This window comes from Pseudoselenomonas ruminantium, assembly GCF_900142515.1.
Taxonomy (GTDB): Bacteria; Bacillota; Negativicutes; order Selenomonadales; family Selenomonadaceae; genus Selenomonas_A; species Selenomonas_A ruminantium_D.
Genome location: NZ_FRBC01000011.1, coordinates 1 through 18,754 on the forward strand (window position 1 = coordinate 1; position 18,754 = coordinate 18,754).

Here is an 18,754-nt window from a genome sequence, read left to right on the forward strand (position 1 = left end):
CTTGTTCAGGTTCATCTGGGCATTGGCAAGAGCAAGGCTGTCAACCTCTTTCAGCCATGGGAATTCTTCCTTGTACTGTGCAGGGGTATTGTTCAGCTTCTTGCCAGTTTCCTTGTAATGGTCAAGGCGGTCTCCAAGCATTTTGTTATAGATGAATCTGGCACAGCCGAAGGTCTTGGCAAACATAATCTTCTGTTCAGTTGTTGGGTAGAGCCTGTATCGGTATGCCTTATTCACTATAATCACCGCCTTCCTACCAATATTTTATCACAAAAAAGTCACAAAGTATCGTATGGCTCAATTACTTACGTAAATTCGCCAGACCCGCCTTCATCCCCCACCTAAGAGGTGGAGGACTTCTGGCGTACTAGGTTAAAAAATATAATCATACCACATCTATTACGAGGTTTTTATCATGAAAAACATAACGATCCGTCCTGCCACGCCAGAAGATGCCGCTGATATCCTGGCTATCTACAGCTACTACGTAGAAAAGACCGCCATTACCTTTGAAATTGACGTTCCTTCCCTATCTGAATTTCAGGCCCGAATCACCAAAACACTTACCAAGTATCCTTATCTGGCAGCGATCAGAGATGAACATATTGTTGGTTATGCCTATGCAAGTACATTCAAAGATCGCGCAGCCTACGACCATTCCGTTGAACTTACCATTTATCTCTCCCCCAACGAATGCGGCCAGGGAACAGGCCGCAAACTCTATACAGCTCTTGAAAAAGCACTATCTTCTATGGGGATAATCAATCTCTACGCCTGCATAGGCGATCCCCTCACAGAAGATGAATACCTTACCCACAACAGCGAAAACTTCCACGCCCATTTAGGTTTTACCAAAGTGGGTACCTTTCATAAGTGTGGCCGCAAGTTTGGCCGCTGGTACAATATGATTTGGATGGAAAAGTTTATTGGCCAGCATGATTAAAAAACTCTGAGGGATTTTGCGTCTCTCAGAGCTTTTGCTGTTTCTTTAGCATTTTATTTGTTCGCGCCGCAAACGTGGCACCATCGCTGCTACGAAAATATCTACCCCCAGAAGTGCTGCCAGAACCAAAAAAGCTCCGGAAAAGCCAACATGCTCATGCAGGTAGCCGAAGGATGCGGATATGACTGTTGCCCCCACCCCCGTTGCCACTGTGATGGCCGCTGTAACCGTAGCCGTACGTCCGCCGGCGAAATCCGCTACATAAGTCAGCACATTGGGATAAACACCGCCACAGAAAAAGCCACATACAAACACCACGACGAAAGCCAACCATTCCTGTGTCAGCACGGCCAAGAGTGCCAGCGTCAAAGCTGCACCCAAAGGTGCGATATAAATAAGGCGGCTGCGATAATCCGCCAGAAAACCACAGAGGAAACGCGACGGGATCATGGCCAGCCAGAAAAGCGATAAGGCCAGATAGCCGCGTGAAGAGTTCATGGTATCCTGCATGAAACTGTTCAGGAAAAAGCACAGACCATTTTCCACGCCTACATAGATGAACATGATGATGCACAGCAAGGCTGTGCCCTTGTAATATATACCGCCTTCAGCCTTGGCCAGTTCAGCAGGCGATGCCTCTTCACGGGGGGCAAAGCTCGTTTTGGCCAGACCAACCGTAAGGGCAAGAAAGATAAGTGCACTCAAGGCAAAGAAAGCCCTCCAGCCCCAAGGCGTTTCCAGCGAAAAGCCGACAACCAGCGGCGCAATGACAGCCCCCAGCGCAAACATAGCAGTAATATAGCCCATACGGCGATTGCGCGTAAGCGGATAGGCATCCTGCATCCCGGCAATGGCTACATACTGTACGATGCTGCAGGCAAAGCCAAGAATAAAGATGCCTACAGCAAAAATCAAAGAATTGGTAGCCAGCAGGATAACCCCCGCCGATATTACCCGGCAAGCTGTGAATATCACCAGCATGATCTGCTTGCCAATCTTATCGGCCAAAGCGCCGAGGAGCAATGGTGCGATCATGGTCGCAAAAAGCTCTACCGCAGCCAGCAATCCCTGCTGACCAATCGACAGGTCAAACTCCTGCCCCACATAAAGCAGCGACGCCTGATAGCCGCCCGTCTCGAAGCCATTCATGAAAATGGACAACAGGAATAACACAGATAAATCATTTTTCGCCCAAAATCCCATTCTCTCCATAATCCCCACTCCCCTTATCCGTCAGTTTTTAAAGCTGACACTTTTTTATATAATTTGTCAAAAAATCCATTATTCCTGTCAAGCCCCCAAAAATAATTGCTGAATGCACCAAACGAGCGGCAGTCCCCATCAAGGAACTGCCGCTCGCTTGCGTGTTTTCCATCACTTGCTTCAATCACTCAGTGGAAACGTTATTTTCCCCTGCATGCCCGATTTGATGACAAAAGACGGATCTGCAGGCAATGATATCTTGACCGTCGTCAAGGAATCAGACTGGTCAGAATCGGACTCTTCAGGCTCTGGTGTCGTAATCTCCTGTACCGTTCCCTGAAGTTTATGACCGTCAATTTCATAATTGACAAACTCGCCCAGACGTACTTTAGCCGCCTGGCTTTCAGTCAGCTGGGCTTCAAGCCAGGCATCGCTGCTGGCCTGGATCCTGGCCACTTCCTGATCGATTTTCAACTCACTGTCAACAGCAATACCATCTGCCAGGCTCACCACGCCGGCAGCAGTGGCCACAATCTCCTTGACCTGCTGGTCACTCTTGGCATTGGCAAGCGCAGCCTCAGCCTGCTTGACCTGCAGCTCAGCCTGCTTCAACACTTCCGGGTTGGTGGGAATCACCGTGGTCTGGGCAGGAGCAGGAGCTGTAGCAGGTGCCGAACTGGCCGCAGCCTTGGCGGCGGCATAAGCTGCAGCTGCTTCATCCCGCTTTGCTGCACTGATAGCTCCCATATTGAACAACTCGTTCATCCGCTGCATTCGGGCATAGGCATCAGCAGCCCGCTGTTGGGCACCGCTGTCAACTGCTGCAACTGACGGAACTTGCGGCTGTGCTACCGTGGTTCCCTTTTGCAGCTGAGCATAACTTTGCTGGGCCAGCTGGACATTCTGCTCCAATTGGGCAATATCCTCCGGCGTGATCTTCGATTCCACGCGGGCAATCACAGCGCCTTCTTCCACATAATCGCCATCCTGCACCAGCACTTCTGTAATCTTGCCTTCACCCTTGGCACTGATGACAGACTCATTGCCGGCCACCAACGCATCACTGACCGTAAAGCTGCGCTGGCTGTGCTGATAGAAATACAACCCGCCGCCAGCCAGGGCTGCTAAGGCTATCAGGCCCAGCAGACCAAAACGGATGAAATTCTTGGCTTTCTCTGTAATATCTACTTCCAAAATATCACCTGACTTCATAGACGCCCCCTTCAGGTATGAAGTATCCGTTAGGACAGAGGGGGTAACTCTTTCACAGTTCTGTATCCCAGTCTGTTCGAGAGTTACCCCCTTCGGTGCTATGCACCACTTCCCCCTGAAGGGGGCAGCTCTTCAATTTTTATCTCAGCTCAACTGAGCTTTAATGACTTCCACAGCCTTATCAAATGCCTGCGGCAGTGCTTCGGCATTCTTGCCGCCAGCCTGAGCCATGTCGGGACGGCCGCCGCCGCCACCGCCAACAACAGCTGCAGCTTCCTTGATGATTTTGCCGGCATGGATGCCCTTGGCATTGGCTTCCTTCGTAGCCTTGACCACCAGGTTCACCTTTCCAGCATTAGCGCAGGCCAATACCACAACACTCGGAGTATCCAGCTTGGAGCTGGTCATATCGGCCACTTCACGGAGCTCGTCCATGCTGCCGGCATTGGTCTTACCGCAGACAACATTGACACCGTTCACTTCCTGCAGACCAGCGATGAGTTTTGCCGCATCAGCCTTGTCACGCATAGCAGCCACTTCGTCCAGCTGCTTCTGCATGGCCTTCATTTCGCCCTGTACCTTCTCAATCTGAGCCGGTACATCCTCTTCCTTGGTCTTGAGTTTGGCAGCTGCCTCGGCGAGAACAGCCATCTTGCCGTTTGCATAGTCAAGAGCAGCCTTGCCTGTGATGGCCTCGATACGGCGCACGCCGGAAGCTACACCGCTTTCACTGACAATCTTGAACATGCCGATCTGGCCAACGTTAGCCACATGAGAGCCACCGCAGAGTTCCATGGAGAACTCGGGAACCTTGACCACGCGCACCACATCCCCGTATTTTTCGGAGAACAGAGCCATGGCACCGGCTTCTTTGGCTTCTTCGAGGCTCATATGGGAAATTTCCACATCCTGGCCCTTGAGGATCTCATTGTTTACCAGTTCTTCCACATCGGCCAGCTGCTGAGCCGTCACCGGTTCAAAGTTGGTGAAGTCGAAGCGCAGGCGTTCCGGCGTAACAGAGGAACCAGCCTGGCTGATCTGGTCGCCGACCACCCTCTTGAGGGCAGCCTGCAGCAGATGAGTAGCCGTATGGTTGCGGGCGGAAGCCAGTTTTTGTGCCTTGTTGACAGCAATCTGTACTTCATCGCCAACCTTGAGCTGACCTTCTTCCACATAGGCCACATGGTAAACCGTGCCATCCGGCAGCTTCTTGGCGTTGCTGACGCTGATATGTCCCAACTCGGAAGTCAGGATACCCTCGTCACCGACCTGTCCGCCACCTTCTGCATAGAACGGCGTAGTCGTAAGGATAACGCCTGCTTCCTGGCCGTCGGTGATTTCATCCACCAGCTTGCCATCCTGCCAGATTGCGACAACTTTGGCAACCGTAGCCTTTTCGTCCACAGTCAGCTTGCTGACATCGATGGAAGACAGGTCAGGTACAGCCACGCGGGTGTTTTCGGCACGGGCATTGCGGGCGCGGGTGCGCTGCTCATCCATAGCCTTGTCGAAGCCTTCCTTATCCAGCTCCAAACCGTTTTCATGAAGGATTTCTTCCGTGAGTTCCCACGGGAAACCGAAAGTATCATAGAGACGGAACGTAACTTCACCATCCAGAGCAGTCTTGCCGGCAGCCTTGACCTTTTCGATCTCAGCGCCCAGAAGTTCCATACCCTGATTGAGGGTAGCAGCAAAACGGTCTTCTTCGAGGCTGATGACCTTCTTGATATAATCAGCCTTGTTGACGAGTTCTTCAAAGTCCTTGGCACCGCGATAGATTTCCACGGCAGCGTTGACAGCACCTTCGAGGAACTTGTCCTTGATGCCCAGCATGCGGCCATGACGGATGGCACGGCGCAGGATACGGCGCAGCACATAGCCGCGGCCTTCGTTGGAGGGCAGGATGCCATCCATGATCATGATGGCCATGGAGCGGGCATGGTCAGCGATAACCTTCAGGGAGATATCCTTTTCAGCATCTTCGCCATAAGTCACGCCAGCAACGCCAGCAGCGTATTCGATGATTGGGAACAGCAGATCCGTCTCGAAGTTGGTCTTCTTTTCCTGCACAACGGAAGCAAGACGCTCCAGACCGCAGCCCGTATCGATGTTCTTATGGGCCAGGTTCTTGTAGGAACCATCTTCCTGCTTGTCGTACTGCGTGAACACGAGGTTCCAGATTTCCAGATAACGGTCGCAGTCACAGCCTACAGCGCAATCCGGGCTGCCGCAGCCGCGTTCCTCACCCAGGTCGATGTAGATTTCGGAGTCCGGACCGCAGGGGCCAGGGCCGATTTCCCAGAAATTGTCTTCCATCTTGACGATATGATCCTGCGGGAAGCCCGGCTGGGATTTCCAGATTTCGATGGCTTCGTCATCATCAGGATAAACCGTAACCCAGAGTTTTTCCTTCGGCAATTCCACCACTTCCGTCAGGAACTCCCAAGCCCAGGGAATAGCTTCGCCCTTGAAGTAATCGCCAAAGGAGAAGTTGCCCAGCATTTCAAAGAAGGTCTGGTGGCGGGCGGTGCGGCCGACATTTTCGATATCACCGGTACGCACGCAGCGCTGGCTCGTGGTCACGCGAGTACGGGGCGGCTTCATCTTGCCCGTGAAGAACGGCTTCAGCGGTGCCATACCTGCGCCAATCAAGAGCAGGGTGGGATCATCCTGCGGAATCAAGGAGAAACTGGGCAGGCGTAAATGCCCTTTCTTTTCTGCAAAGAACTGCAAATATGCTTCGCGCAGTTCATTACCACTCATATACTTCAAACAAATCTACCCCCATTAGGTATATTTTTGCAGCAGAATGAAAACTCTGCCGTAATTTAAAAATCTAACGTTCCCATTTTATCACAAAGAATCACTTCTGTAAAAGGGGAACGTTAGAAAATAGTTGCTGTAATCGTATGTAATCAACAGATTCCTGTCAACATATAAAATAAAATGCACAAAAACGGCACCAAAAACTTCATACCCATGATAACGGCAATATCAAAATAAGATTCATTATGTGTGAGCCCACAAATTGCCAATAACGTTACCAAAGCACCACAATGCGGTACTGGATCGATACCCACAGAGGCCACTGCTACAATACGATGCAAGACTTCCAAGGGAATCCCAGCAGCAATGGCCATCGCTGCCCATTGATCCCCCAGTGCAGACAGAGCTATCGTCAGACCGCCAGAAGCCGATCCAGTAATGCCGCACATGATATTGGTGGTAATGACTGCCGAAAGCAGCGGCCCAAAGCTGGCAGCAATCCCCACCAGCCATTCCGTCACAGGGGCAAATCCCGGCATAGCCGTGATGACACAGCCAAAAGCATAACCAGATGCCACATTCAGAGCAGCCGAACCCGAAGACAATGCCGCATAATTCACCGTTGGCAGGATCCCATCCGTTACCTTCAAACGGTGACGGCCAATATACGCTGCTACAATGCTACTGAGAATCAGCGCAACACTGATGGACCATATAGCTGATACTTTTCCCACATGAGAGGCCAATAACGTCAGCTTCAACGGGACAAAGGCTGTCAGACTCTCTTCATTCCAGTGAAAGCCCCATTCCCATCCGAAAGGATTAGACAGAATCACATTGATAACAATGACCATCAAAAGTGGTACCATCGCCCAATACCAAGGGATATTGATTTTGGGGTTGCGCTTCTTGCGGCCATCACTGCCATGATCGCCATATCCTTCACCTCTGCCCTGTAACAGTTTTGCCCGGCGGCCAATCCAGCCCCAGCCTATCAGCAGGAATAAAAGTGAAGCAAAAAGGCCAATTCCTGGAGCAGCCCAAGTACTTGTCTGAAAATAAGATGACGGAATAATATTCTGAATTTGCGGAGTTCCAGGAAGAGATACCATAGCAAACGAGAAAATCCCCACCCATAAGGCAGCGGGCAAAAGCCTTTTGGGAATATCCGCTTTCTTAAACACCACCGCACCAAAGGGATACATAACAAAAGCAACAACAAATACAGACAGGCCGCCATACGTTAGAGCACCACATCCCATCAATACTGCCAAAATTGCCCTTTTCTCCCCTAGGACATCCACAATCTTGCCTGCTATGGCAGAGGCTAAGCCCCCTTTTTCCATCAGCTTAGCGAAAACTGCGCCAAAAAGAAAAACAGGATAATACGTTTTCACATATTCTGCCAATCTGGTCATGTAAAGCTCACTATAGACAGGCAGGATATCAAACATGCTGGCTAATGCTGCCAGCCCTGCAAAAAACGGTGCAATCAAAATGATCGACCATCCACGGTAGGCAAAATACATAAGCCCTAAAAGTGCTAATCCGATACAAAGTGCTTCCATGGTGTCCAAAGACTCCCCTCGTAGAAAATATACTATGTAAATGGAAAAAAATAAGCTCCGATAAGCTTATCGGAGCCGCTGTGACAAGCACAGCCAATCCATAGAACTGAATGAAATGTATGAGCATTTCTTCCTGTTAGTCCCCTAACAGGAAAAACTTTTCGACAAAAGCAAAATAGGCAAAATAATAGCTCCTCCCGCGCAGGGAAGAGCTTATTTACGCTACTCAAAAATACCCACACTAACTCAGGCTCCAAGAACTTTTCAGTACCGATAAATCTCCATCCCCATCACTCGCAGGTCAAACGGCGATTGTTAATCAGGCAGTTCTCCTGGCTCCAGATCAACATTTATCTGCGCCTTCCCAAAGAAAAATCTCCAGTGACGTAACTATGCAGACAAACTCCCTGTTACAGTGGCGGGACCGCGCCGGCTTTTACCGACTTCCCTATTAAGTCTAAGACACCTGACCCAACCTATATTCTATTGGTCTTTCGTTTACAATATGTATATTAACATAAATTTTCTTTATTGTCAATGCTACTATGAAAAAAGCACTCACACCGCCTTGAACTCTTCCTCGGCATATCCAAAACGCGTAGTCAGGCGGTAAATCATACGACTATCCTTGAGGCTGCGGATGGTAATATGATCAATATCCCGGAGCATGCTCTTGATATCCATGACGGCAGCCATGCCGCTGATATATTCAGTGGCCCGTTCCATTGTCATCTTATGCCGTTCTGGCACCAAAGCTCCTGTATGATATATGTCCATACACACCCGTTCATCCCTATCCACAGAGTGACGACAAAGTTCTGGTTCCCAGGCATTGTTTATCTTTTTCACACGTTCGATAAATTCCATCAGGTCTTGCTTCCTCCAACCAACACAATGATATTGAACAATCAATTCCATAATATATCAGCTAAAAATGCACGTGTCAAGACAGATTACTTATCTACTTCCGGCGTCACATCCACGAAATCCTATTTTATCATCCGGAACAGCTCACCCTCGTCTATGATTCTGATATTCAAGGAAACAGCCTTATCTAATTTGCTGCCAGCATTTTCCCCTGCCAACAAGAAATCCGTCTTTCGACTCACTGAGCCGACACATTTTCCACCATTTTTTTCTATCAGCGCTATAGCTTCTTTACGATCCAGAGTTGGCAGGGTTCCTGTAACCACAAATTTCAATCCATCCAATTTATTCATCATACCAAAATCGTGTTCCACATCCATATTAAGGCCACACTCTTTTAATTCTTGAACCAGGGCCACATTCTCTGCATCATGAAAGAAATCATAGATATATTGTGCGGTTGTTTCTCCAATATCGTTAATATTCGTCAGCTCATCAATCGACACCGATAAAAGATCTGTAATCGAATCATAGTGATCCAATAAAGCTTTTGCTGTATTCCTTCCTACATTCCTTATGCCCAGTCCTGTCAACAACTGTACTGGATTATTGGTTTTAGATGCCTCTATAGCAGCAAGGACTTTATCCGTATTTTTTTCTTTGCCTATTACCTTTTTCTCAATCAATTCATCTCTGAAATCATGCAATTTATAAAGATCCACAAATGAATGAATATATCCACTATCGATTAATCCGTCTATATTCTTTTCACCTAAGCCAATAATATTCATTGCATTTATCGATGTAAAATAACTTAAAGTCCTACTTATCTGAGCTGGGCAAGATGTATTCAAACAACGAATATCTGCACTATCCTCTTCTCTTATCAAGGCGTGACCACATTTAGGACATGTTGCAGGTGCACTATAAACCTCACGCGGTTCTCTGACACATCCATTTAATTTAGGAATAATTTCACCACTTTTGAAAAGTTTATATCTTCCACCGATCCCAATATGCATATCCGCAATATAGTCCTGATTATGTAAGGTTGCTTTAGATACATTCGTCCCACACAATTTTACAGGCTTCAATGTTTCTGGATCATGAAACTCCGCTGTAAAAGTCAGTTTCCCCGTCCGGCCAACATCTACGATTATATTATCAATCTCAACAATCTTTTCTTCAGGCGGATACTTATATGCGATATGGCCACTTGCATATTTGCTGCTTGAAGGAAATTGCTCTCGCAGGGACATATTATCAATCTTAACCACAGCGCCATCAATGTCATAGGGTAAATCTTCTCTCATTCCACCAATAGCATCTATCGCTTCTATGATTTCTTCACTCGTTTTGCAAAGACGATGATATACAACCGGTACGCCATGTTTTGATAACAGATCTAAACCAGCAACATGACTATCCGTCAGTTCATTTGGCCCAACTTGAACATTAAATATAAACATTTTCAATCTGCGCTCTTTCGTTATGGAAGTATCCAATTGGCGCAATGTACCTGCTGCTAAATTACGAGGATTTGCCGCCATTTTCTTACCCAAAGCTTCTTGTTGCTGATTAAATGCCTCAAAATCTTCATGAGCCATATATACTTCACCGCGCAACTGAATTGAATCATATGGTAAATCTATGATTTTTTTTACATCAGGAATGACCATTGCATTGGCAGTCACATCTTCACCAATGAATCCATCCCCTCTTGTTTCAGCCAATACCAGTTTAAGCTTCCCATTAGAATCTTTTTCATATCTTAATGTCATGCTTAACCCATCAATCTTTGTTTCCACTGAAAACAAACAATCCGGAATCGTATTATGAATTTTATCTACCCATTTTACAACGTCATCCTTGGTAAAAACATCCTCTATAGAAAGCATGGGGACATCATGTGTTACTTTTATGCCAGCCTCACGTTTAGGGACCCCGCCTATTTTTTGCGTTGGTGAATCAGCAGTAATCCATTCTGGATGTTCTTTTTCTATTTTCTTCAATTGAGACATCAATTTATCATAATCATAATCACTTATTTCTGTTCTATCTTGATTATAATAAAGATCCATATGATAATCTATTTTAGCAATCAATGCATTATATTCTTGTTTATTCACGTTTCTCATCCTTTATAAATATACATATAATAAATCCATACCCATCCCATTAACCATGCGTCCATTTTTATATATCATGATGATCTACCAATACTGTATTATCAATAAGTTGATGATTATACACGAAAACAAGGTCTCAATGAACTTTCCATAGCGTTTGACCAGCCGTCCAAGCGAAGGAAAATCCTTTTCCTTCGCCCGACGTCTTCTAATGCAAGTTATACCTTGCTAATCGGAGCATACTTCTGCATAAGCCCCTTAACTCCCTGTCCCGGAAATGCAATCTTGAGTTCGACTTCTTCGCCCTCACCCTTGACAGAAACCACGGTGCCTACTCCCCATTTGCCATGCTGGGCCTTATCCCCGACTTTCCACTGCACGGATGTATCGGGACGGATCACGCCGGTCTTGGGCTGGACATTGATATTGCGCTTCTGCAGGGAATTCATGACTTCCAGAGCCGACTTCGCTTTGTCGGAGAAATTCGCGCCGTTGCCCATCTGACTGGCAGCGGGGCGGAACGTCATGGTACCACTGCGCTGCTGGGCACCATAGTGGTTGGCATTGGCAAAACCATAGGCATTGACACGGGGCACCAGTCGCTCCGTATATTCCTCAGGAATCTCATCCAGGAACCGCGACGGCGTGGAGGCACTGGTCTTTCCGTAAATCGTGCGCTGCTGGGCACAGGTCAGATAGAGCTTGCGCTGGGCGCGGGTGATGCCCACATAGCACGTACGGCGCTCCTCCTCAATCTCATTTTCATCCATCAAGGTGCGGGAATGCGGGAACAGGCCCTCTTCCATACCAACCATGAATACCGTGGGGAATTCCAGTCCCTTGGCAGAATGCAGCGTCATCAACGTGATGCGGTCATCTTCCAGTTCGGCATTGTCAATATCCGATACCAGAGACAACGTAGACAGGAAGTTTTCCAGCGTGGGATTGGCCTCCGTCTTCTGGAAATCCCTGGCCACACCGATGAATTCCTTGAGATTCTCGATACGACTTTCGTTCTCCGGCTTCTTCTCATCCTGCAATTCCTTGAGGTAACCGGATTCTTCCAACACTTTTTCAATCAAATCATCCAGACGCAGATTGCTCTGATAGCCCATGAACTGAAAGATGAAGGCTGCAAAGAGCTCCAACGGTCTCTTGGCTCTGGTCGTCAGCCCTTCCACCGCATCGAGATTGGACATCACATCAAAAAGCGTCAGACCGTTGAATTCTGCATATTCCGTGAGCTTGGCAATGGTGCTGGCGCCAATCCCCCGCTTGGGCACATTGATGATGCGCAGCAGGCTTACCGTATCCAGCGGATTATAGATTACCCGTAGATACGCAAGGATATCCTTGATTTCCTTGCGGTCATAGAATTTCAGTCCGCCCACCATGGTATAAGGGATGCCTTTGCGCATGAACATTTCCTCGATGACACGGGACTGCGCATTCGTGCGGTAGAGGATGGCCATATCGCCATAGGACGCATTGAACAAAGTCTTCTGCTTAGACACAGTAGTCGCGATAAACTGAGCTTCATCCCGTTCATCCCGAGCTTCATAAATAGTCAGCTTCTCACCCGTGGCATTTTCCGTCCAGAGGTCTTTCTTCTTGCGGTTGATATTGTGCTCAATCACCGCATTGGCCGCTGCCAGGATGTTCTTGGTGGAACGATAGTTCTGTTCGAGCTTGATGGTACGAGCTTCGGGATAATCCTGCTCAAAGTCCATGATATTGCGAATGTCCGCGCCACGCCAACCATAGATGGACTGGTCGGCATCACCTACGACGCAGAGATTGTGATGCTTAGCTGCAAGGATTTTCGTCAGCTGGTATTGCGCACCATTGGTATCCTGATACTCATCCACCAGTATATACTTGAAACGGTTCTGATACTTGACGCGGATTTCTTCGTGTTCTTCCAGCAGCAGCACAGATACCATCAACAGATCATCAAAGTCCATAGCATTGTTGGCCCGCAGCTTCTTAGCGTACAGAGCGTAGATTTCTGCCACTTTCTTCTGAAAGAAATTATCGGCATCCCGTTCAAAAGCCTTGGGGCCCATAAGCTGGTTCTTGCCATTAGAAATAGCGTTCTGCACAGCACCAGGCGCATACTGCTTGGGATCCAGGTTCAGTTCCTTCAGGCATTCCTTGATGACTACCTGGCTGTCGCTGCTGTCATAGATGACGAAATTACGCTTGTACATCCCCGTGGCTTCGACTTCCCGTCGCAGGAATTTGGCACAGAAAGAATGGAAGGTAGAAAGCCACACATCTTTGGCTCCCTCGCCAATCATGCGGTCAACGCGTTCCCGCATCTCGGTTGCAGCCTTATTGGTGAAGGTAATGGCCAGAATGCTCCAGGGAGACACGCCCTGCGCCAGCAGATTGGCAATCTTGCATGTCAACACCTTGGTCTTGCCGGAACCTGCGCCAGCCATAATGAGAAGTGGTCCATCCGTATGCTCAACCGCCTGTTTCTGGGCGGGATTCAGTCCTGCAAAAATATCCAAAATAACCTCCAAAATTCTTTGATTCTCTTTTTCCCTGTCCTTACATAAGACAGAAAGCCCGCCCCAAACTACTGTGAGGGGCGGTGCTTATCTTATCACACTGCAAATTATTTGCTGATGCATTTAACCGCTTCGGAAAGAGGCGGAATGATCTGCTTCTTGCGGCTCATGACGCCGGACAGATATACATGGGTGCCGCTGGCATCCTTCTTGAAGGCTTCACCAATCAGCGTCTTCGGGGAACCTGTGAAGAGCAGGTAAGTTGCCTCTTCGAGGATATCCGTAACCATCACGAGGCTCATATCAAAGCCGTCATGGTCGCAGATTTTCTGCATGGCCTCAATCAGCTGCGGCTCCAGATCCATGACCTCCTTGGTATCCATTACGGAAATCTGGCTCACAATGATGCGGTAATCGCCAATCTGGAATTCCTTGAGGTCATTCTTGGCAATCTCAGCCGGCGTCATATCGCCAATGCCAGAACCAGCCTTGAGCATTTCCATGCCATATTCGTTGATGTCCACGCCTGCGATTTCAGCCAGACGATAGGCCGTCTTCTTGTCGTAATCCGTGCAGGTCGGGGATTTGAAGAGCACCGTATCAGAGATGATTGCCGACAGCAGCAGGCCTGCGATGGACGCGGGGATATCGACATCCTTCTGCCAGTGCATATTAGCCACGATAGTTGCCGTGCAGCCAACGGGCTCAGCATGCGTGAAAATCGGCTCACTGGTCTGGATACCGCCGAGACGATGATGGTCTACAATCTCTACGATCTTGGCTTCTTCAATACCCTCTACAGCCTGACCGCGTTCATTGTGGTCCACAAGGATAACCTGCTCACGCTCCGGAACCATGAGGTTGTCACGACTCACGATACCCACGAGCTTGCCATTTTCCACCACCGGATAGTTGCGGTAGTTGGTCTCATCCATGGTCCCCTTGATATCGGAGAGCATATCCAGCGGTTTGAAGCAAACCGGATTCTCATGCATGATGCGGCGGATGGGCACGCACTGATTGATCAGACGGGCTACCGTATACGTATCATACGGCGTGGACAGGACGAACATGCCCTTAGCTTCCGCAGCTTCGATAACATCAGCAGAAACACGGCCATTGCCCGTCACGATCAGGCAGGAAATCCCCTGATTCACGATATCGATAAGGGTTTCATCATGGCGGTCACCCACGAGCACCACATCATTTTCGCTGATGATGTTCTGAATCATGCTGATGGAGCCAGCAGCAATGCGCACATTGCCCTTGATGAAGTCGCCTTCTTCACCGGAAACCAGCACCTTGCTGTCGGTAGCGGCAATCACATCACGATAGCGCACACGCATATCGGCCAGATTCTGCATACCCAGTTCCTGGAAATAACGCTTAGCCAGATCCGAAACCGTCACAATGCCGACCATGACCCCCTTACTGTCCGTAACCGGCACGGAACGCAGGTCATGTTCGCGCATAACCTCACCCAGACGGCGCAACGTATCATGCTGACGCACTACGATCTGCGAATCCAGCATCACATCTTTCACCCGGGGATACAGGTCTGCCAGCAGCAGCGGCTGCTCTACCTGGAAATGCTCCAGAGCATACTTGGTTTCAGCATTGACTTTGCCAGCTCTGGCAGGAACAACATTCTCTCCCAAAGCCTGCTTCAGATGAGCATAACCGATGGCGGAGCAGATCGAGTCTGTATCCGGGTTGCGATGACCAATGGTGTAGATAGGTTTTGCGCTTTTCATAAAGAAAAATTCCTCCTCATATTACAGCGGTTTGCGCCGCTTGCTTGCTAAAATTCTGACCAGCAACTTTGATGGCCGCACTATGCACTTCTTGTATTGCGCGCGCCCGTGCCTGCCGTTCAAATTTCTGTGGATCTTCTTCGCGTTTTATGGAAATCTCTGGCGGTGCGGTGATGCCTAATTTGATTTTTCCTCCGCTGACCTTGACGATACTTACCACAATATTATCGCCGATCATGATTTCTTCCTGTGCTTTCCGCGTGAGTACCAGCAAAATCGCACTCCCCCTTTATTCCGTTACTGTTAATGATATCACAACTGACGGGGAAATTTCAAACGAAAATACAAGTTTATGGGCAGAAAGTAAAAGAAGTCCGCAGATAAATCGCATCTGCGGACCCCATTCTTGCCAATCATTCCATCACATGATACTCGCCATCGAGGATTTCCGTTTCATTGAAGAAAATATGGATTTCCCTTTCGGCACTTTCCGGACTGTCGGATGCGTGTACCGCATTGCGGCGGCCGTTAGTAGCGTAGAGCTTGCGAATCGTGCCCTCGGCAGCTTCTGCCGGATTGGTCTTGCCATGCAGCTCGCGGATGCGGGCGATGGCATTCTCGCCTTCAAGCACCAAGGCAATCAGCGGTGCCGATGTCATAAAGCCGACCAGATCGCCATAATACGGACGACCGATATGTTCAGCATAATGGATAGAAGCCAGTCTTTCATCCATCTTGAGCATCTTCATGGCCACAATGCGGAAGCCTTCTGCCTCATACCGCTTGATGATATCACCACTGTAATGCAGGGCAAATGCGTCCGGTTTGATGAGTACCAATGTTTTTTCCATGTCTAATCTTAACCCCTTGCTTATTTATTATTGAGTTTGTCCAGTTCCATCTGGTAGATTTCCGCTACCTGCCGGTAATTATCCGCCGAAACCTGCAGAGCCTCGATTTCATCTTCTCGCAGGGCCCGGATGATCTGGGCCGGATTGCCATAAACCAAAGAATTGGATGGTATCTTCTTGTGCTGCGTCAGCTGCGTACCCGCACCGATCACCACATTATCTCCGATTTCCGTATAACCAAGGATAATAGAACCCATGCCAATCAGGCAATTACTGCCGATTTTCTTTGCATGCACCACAGCATTATGACCGATAATGACATTATCACCGATTTCCGTAGGCTCATCTGCCATCACATGGATGGTGCAATTATCCTGAATGTTACAGTTTTTGCCAATGGTGAGTTTCTGGAAATCACCACGCACCACGGCGTTGAACCACAAGCTCGTGCCTTCACCGATTTCCACATCACCCACCACCGTAGCCGATGGTGCCATGAAGACATCTTTGCCCATAACAGGTGTTTTCCCCTTGTAGGAAAGGATAGTGCTCATAAATACCGCCTCCTGGTTCATTTTGGAAAACCATGATTCATTCCTTATTATTCTCTATTATAACGATTTTTGCGAAATTTAGCAAATATCACGAAGAAATAACTTTATGATTGGTTTTTCTCTCTGGCTATGCTAAAATATTATCTAATACTATAGTTTTAAGGATGTGACTTTACGTTGGATAGTTCTGACGCGGGCCTATTACTGGCCTTAATGTTTATTTTTCTCTTCACCCTGGGTTTCTTCTCACTGATGGAAACTGCCCTTACCGAAAGCCATAAGAGCAAACTGGAAAAAATACAGGAGGATGGCGATGTCGCCGCAGGAAAAGCACTGGAGCTCCTGGAGCAGTCCGACCGCATGTTGTCGCTGTCCCAGATCGGCATCACCATGAGCAGTATCCTGATTGGTGTCTGCACAGGTGTATTGCTTGCGCCTATGATTGCAGCATTGCTGCCCCTTCCGCAGGCGGATTCTTTGGCACTGGTAATCAGTATCCTGCTGATTACCTATATCTCCCTGTTGCTGGGAGAATTCCTGCCCAAGAAAACAGCCCTGCACAATCCGGAAAAGATGCTCCTGAAATATCATGGCATCATGCGGACACTGGCCCAGATCAATCGGCCTTTCGTTTCCCTGCTGTCCGGTTCAGCCAATATGATCCTGCTGATTTTCGGCATCAACCCTTCATCTGCCGATACTGTTACCGAGGATGAAGTCAAGGATCTGATTGAACAGGGCACCGAAGATGGCACCTTTGAAAAAACAGAGCAGGCCATGGTGGACCGGATTTTCCATCTGAGTGACCAGACCGCCTATGCTCTGATGACGCCCCGTACCCAGATGCTCTGGCTGGATCTGTCTGACTCCCTCTGGGAAAACATGCGGCTGATTCGGGAAACGCCGCAGGATATTTTCCCCGTAGGCCGGGACAGTCTCGATGATTTCTGCGGTGTGCTCTACGCCAAGGATCTACTCAATGCCACTTTGGCCCATGAGGTGCTGGATCTTTCCCAGTATATCCGCAAGCCCCTCTTCATCCCCCGTTCCATGGAAACTTTCCGAGTGCTCAAACAGTTCCATTCCACAGGCATCCATGAAGCCATGGTACTGGATGAATACGGCGGCGTGATTGGTTTTTTGACCATGGATGATATCCTGCAGGAGATTGCCGGTGAATCCTTCGCGGCCCATGAAGAGGACACGGCCCAGCTCACCCCCCGGGATGAAAACAGCTGGCTCGTGGACGGTCTCTACGATATCGATGACTTCAAAGAGCGCTTCTCCATTGAGGAACTGCCTGACGAAGATCATGACCATTACCAGACCATGGGCGGTTTCCTGACCTCCTACTTCGGTTATATCCCCAAAGCCGGGGAACGCATCGATTGGCAGGATTTCACCTTCGAAGTCGTGGATATGGATGGAGCACGCATTGATAAAATCATGATTACCCAGAATCCGCCCGCAGAGATCACAGAAACCGCCAACGAATAAATACGATGATGCAAAGGACCGCCTCTCTGAACCCTGAGAGGCGGTCATTCGTATATGTGTTATTTGCTCGCTACGATACTGAATAAAGGAAGTGCATCGAATTTCATGGCCGCATCTACGCGAACCCGTGACGCAATATCTGCTTCAATCGTCACCTGCATGCCCAGACTGCGCAGGAACTCTTCATCCCAGCCAGGACGGCGATGGCTGCTGATACGCAGCTCATCTTTTATATCATTGCATTCCGTCACCAATTCCTGACGGATATTGGCATGGACATCCGCCTGATCATCCTTGCGTGAGAAGGTCATCAGCCCATAATCCGAATCAAAATTCAAGAGCCTGCCGCCTGGTTTCAGCACGCGCCGCCACTCACGATAAGCCTGCGTGGCATCCGGCAGCGTCCAGGTCAGATTGCGGCTGATGACCACATCGAAAACGTCATCAGCAAAATCCAACTCCTGTGCATTCATCTTATGGAATTCTGCCCGATACCCTGCTGCCAACACATTCTGTTTAGCCTGATGCAACATATCTGCAGACATATCAATCCCCGTAACCCGGTGTCCCAAACTTCCCAACAGAATAGCAAAGAAGCCCGCGCCCGTTCCCACATCCAGAATCTTCAGGGACTCTGCTGTGTTCAGCTTTTCAGCCAGATAACCGCGCCAGGCCGCAGCACAAGGGCCGGCCAATTCCTTCAGCCGCAGCCTGCTGAAGTCACTGCTGCGTTCGTCCCAATAGGTCTCAATCAGATGATTCAATGCTGCATCCTGATCATAAACAAAATTTTCTTGCTGTATCATACTGGTTCTCATAATAAAACTCCTCAAGCCTTTCCCATTTCTCTCTCCATAGTTTACTATCTTCAAAGAAAAAAATTAAGCCCCCCGG

15 protein-coding genes and 1 riboswitch are annotated in these 18,754 nt (G+C 48.7%); of the genes, 2 read left to right on the forward strand and 13 right to left on the reverse strand.

Annotated features, from left to right (window positions below):
* Nucleotides 1-237: helix-turn-helix domain-containing protein (locus BUB68_RS06840; RefSeq protein ID WP_256625812.1), on the reverse strand; the 237-nt coding region annotated here is incomplete at its 3' end.
* Nucleotides 238-415: 178 nt separating this feature from the next.
* Here BUB68_RS06840 and BUB68_RS06845 point away from each other — a divergent pair.
* Entirely contained in the window at nucleotides 416-943 is a 528-nt protein-coding gene (locus tag BUB68_RS06845; RefSeq protein ID WP_073089410.1) for a GNAT family N-acetyltransferase, read from the forward strand.
* Between the two features lie 45 nt (nucleotides 944-988).
* On the opposite strand, the gene BUB68_RS06850 is transcribed toward BUB68_RS06845, so the two are convergent.
* From BUB68_RS06850 to BUB68_RS06900, 11 genes are all read right to left on the reverse strand, one after another.
* Nucleotides 989-2,155: an MFS transporter gene (locus BUB68_RS06850; protein ID WP_073089413.1), complete on the reverse strand. Its 1,167-nt coding sequence runs from the start codon at nucleotides 2,153-2,155 to the stop codon at nucleotides 989-991.
* Nucleotides 2,156-2,326: 171 nt separating this feature from the next.
* Nucleotides 2,327-3,358: an HlyD family secretion protein gene (locus BUB68_RS06855; protein WP_073089415.1), complete on the reverse strand. Its 1,032-nt coding sequence runs from the start codon at nucleotides 3,356-3,358 to the stop codon at nucleotides 2,327-2,329.
* 144 nt (nucleotides 3,359-3,502) lie between these two features.
* Nucleotides 3,503-6,130, reverse strand: coding sequence for an alanine--tRNA ligase (gene alaS / locus BUB68_RS06860; protein ID WP_073089417.1), 2,628 nt, complete (start codon nucleotides 6,128-6,130; stop codon nucleotides 3,503-3,505).
* Between the two features lie 143 nt (nucleotides 6,131-6,273).
* On the reverse strand, nucleotides 6,274-7,692 hold the full coding sequence (locus BUB68_RS06865) for a GntP family permease (protein ID WP_073089579.1): 1,419 nt from the start codon (nucleotides 7,690-7,692) through the stop codon (nucleotides 6,274-6,276).
* 305 nt (nucleotides 7,693-7,997) lie between these two features.
* Nucleotides 7,998-8,177, reverse strand: a riboswitch (cobalamin riboswitch).
* 73 nt (nucleotides 8,178-8,250) lie between these two features.
* Entirely contained in the window at nucleotides 8,251-8,559 is a 309-nt protein-coding gene (locus BUB68_RS06870; protein WP_073089419.1) for a hypothetical protein, read from the reverse strand.
* A gap of 122 nt (nucleotides 8,560-8,681) precedes the next feature.
* Nucleotides 8,682-10,688, reverse strand: a complete 2,007-nt coding sequence (gene ligA, locus BUB68_RS06875) for an NAD-dependent DNA ligase LigA (RefSeq protein ID WP_371914850.1) — start codon at nucleotides 10,686-10,688, stop codon at nucleotides 8,682-8,684.
* Between the two features lie 218 nt (nucleotides 10,689-10,906).
* Complete coding sequence (gene pcrA, locus BUB68_RS06880; protein WP_073089423.1) at nucleotides 10,907-13,204, reverse strand: DNA helicase PcrA; 2,298 nt, start codon at nucleotides 13,202-13,204, stop codon at nucleotides 10,907-10,909.
* 107 nt (nucleotides 13,205-13,311) lie between these two features.
* Nucleotides 13,312-14,958, reverse strand: a complete 1,647-nt coding sequence (locus tag BUB68_RS06885; RefSeq protein WP_073089425.1) for a putative manganese-dependent inorganic diphosphatase — start codon at nucleotides 14,956-14,958, stop codon at nucleotides 13,312-13,314.
* A gap of 16 nt (nucleotides 14,959-14,974) precedes the next feature.
* Nucleotides 14,975-15,232 carry a carbon storage regulator gene (locus BUB68_RS06890; RefSeq protein ID WP_073089427.1) on the reverse strand — a complete coding sequence of 86 codons (258 nt, stop codon included), beginning with the start codon at nucleotides 15,230-15,232 and terminating at the stop codon, nucleotides 14,975-14,977.
* Between the two features lie 139 nt (nucleotides 15,233-15,371).
* Nucleotides 15,372-15,809, reverse strand: coding sequence for a nucleoside-diphosphate kinase (ndk, locus tag BUB68_RS06895; protein ID WP_073089429.1), 438 nt, complete (start codon nucleotides 15,807-15,809; stop codon nucleotides 15,372-15,374).
* A gap of 20 nt (nucleotides 15,810-15,829) precedes the next feature.
* Nucleotides 15,830-16,363 carry a gamma carbonic anhydrase family protein gene (locus BUB68_RS06900; RefSeq protein WP_073089432.1) on the reverse strand — a complete coding sequence of 178 codons (534 nt, stop codon included), beginning with the start codon at nucleotides 16,361-16,363 and terminating at the stop codon, nucleotides 15,830-15,832.
* 177 nt (nucleotides 16,364-16,540) lie between these two features.
* Between BUB68_RS06900 and BUB68_RS06905 the strand changes: the two genes are divergently transcribed.
* Complete coding sequence (locus BUB68_RS06905; protein ID WP_073089434.1) at nucleotides 16,541-17,860, forward strand: hemolysin family protein; 1,320 nt, start codon at nucleotides 16,541-16,543, stop codon at nucleotides 17,858-17,860.
* 59 nt (nucleotides 17,861-17,919) lie between these two features.
* On the opposite strand, the gene BUB68_RS06910 is transcribed toward BUB68_RS06905, so the two are convergent.
* On the reverse strand, nucleotides 17,920-18,678 hold the full coding sequence (locus BUB68_RS06910; RefSeq protein WP_073089436.1) for a class I SAM-dependent methyltransferase: 759 nt from the start codon (nucleotides 18,676-18,678) through the stop codon (nucleotides 17,920-17,922).
* Nucleotides 18,679-18,754 lie beyond the last annotated feature (76 nt).

Coding starts and splice junctions, on each gene's coding strand:
- BUB68_RS06865 (WP_073089579.1), bottom strand. CDS start 7,692: ATGGAAGCACTTTGTATCGGATTAGCACTTTTAGGGCTTATGTATTTT.
- BUB68_RS06870 (WP_073089419.1), bottom strand. CDS start 8,559: ATGGAATTTATCGAACGTGTGAAAAAGATAAACAATGCCTGGGAACCA.
- BUB68_RS06885 (WP_073089425.1), bottom strand. CDS start 14,958: ATGAAAAGCGCAAAACCTATCTACACCATTGGTCATCGCAACCCGGAT.
- BUB68_RS06850 (WP_073089413.1), bottom strand. CDS start 2,155: ATGGAGAGAATGGGATTTTGGGCGAAAAATGATTTATCTGTGTTATTC.
- ndk (WP_073089429.1), bottom strand. CDS start 15,809: ATGGAAAAAACATTGGTACTCATCAAACCGGACGCATTTGCCCTGCAT.
- BUB68_RS06910 (WP_073089436.1), bottom strand. CDS start 18,678: ATGAGAACCAGTATGATACAGCAAGAAAATTTTGTTTATGATCAGGAT.
- BUB68_RS06845 (WP_073089410.1), top strand. CDS start 416: ATGAAAAACATAACGATCCGTCCTGCCACGCCAGAAGATGCCGCTGAT.
- BUB68_RS06900 (WP_073089432.1), bottom strand. CDS start 16,363: ATGAGCACTATCCTTTCCTACAAGGGGAAAACACCTGTTATGGGCAAA.
- BUB68_RS06855 (WP_073089415.1), bottom strand. CDS start 3,358: ATGAAGTCAGGTGATATTTTGGAAGTAGATATTACAGAGAAAGCCAAG.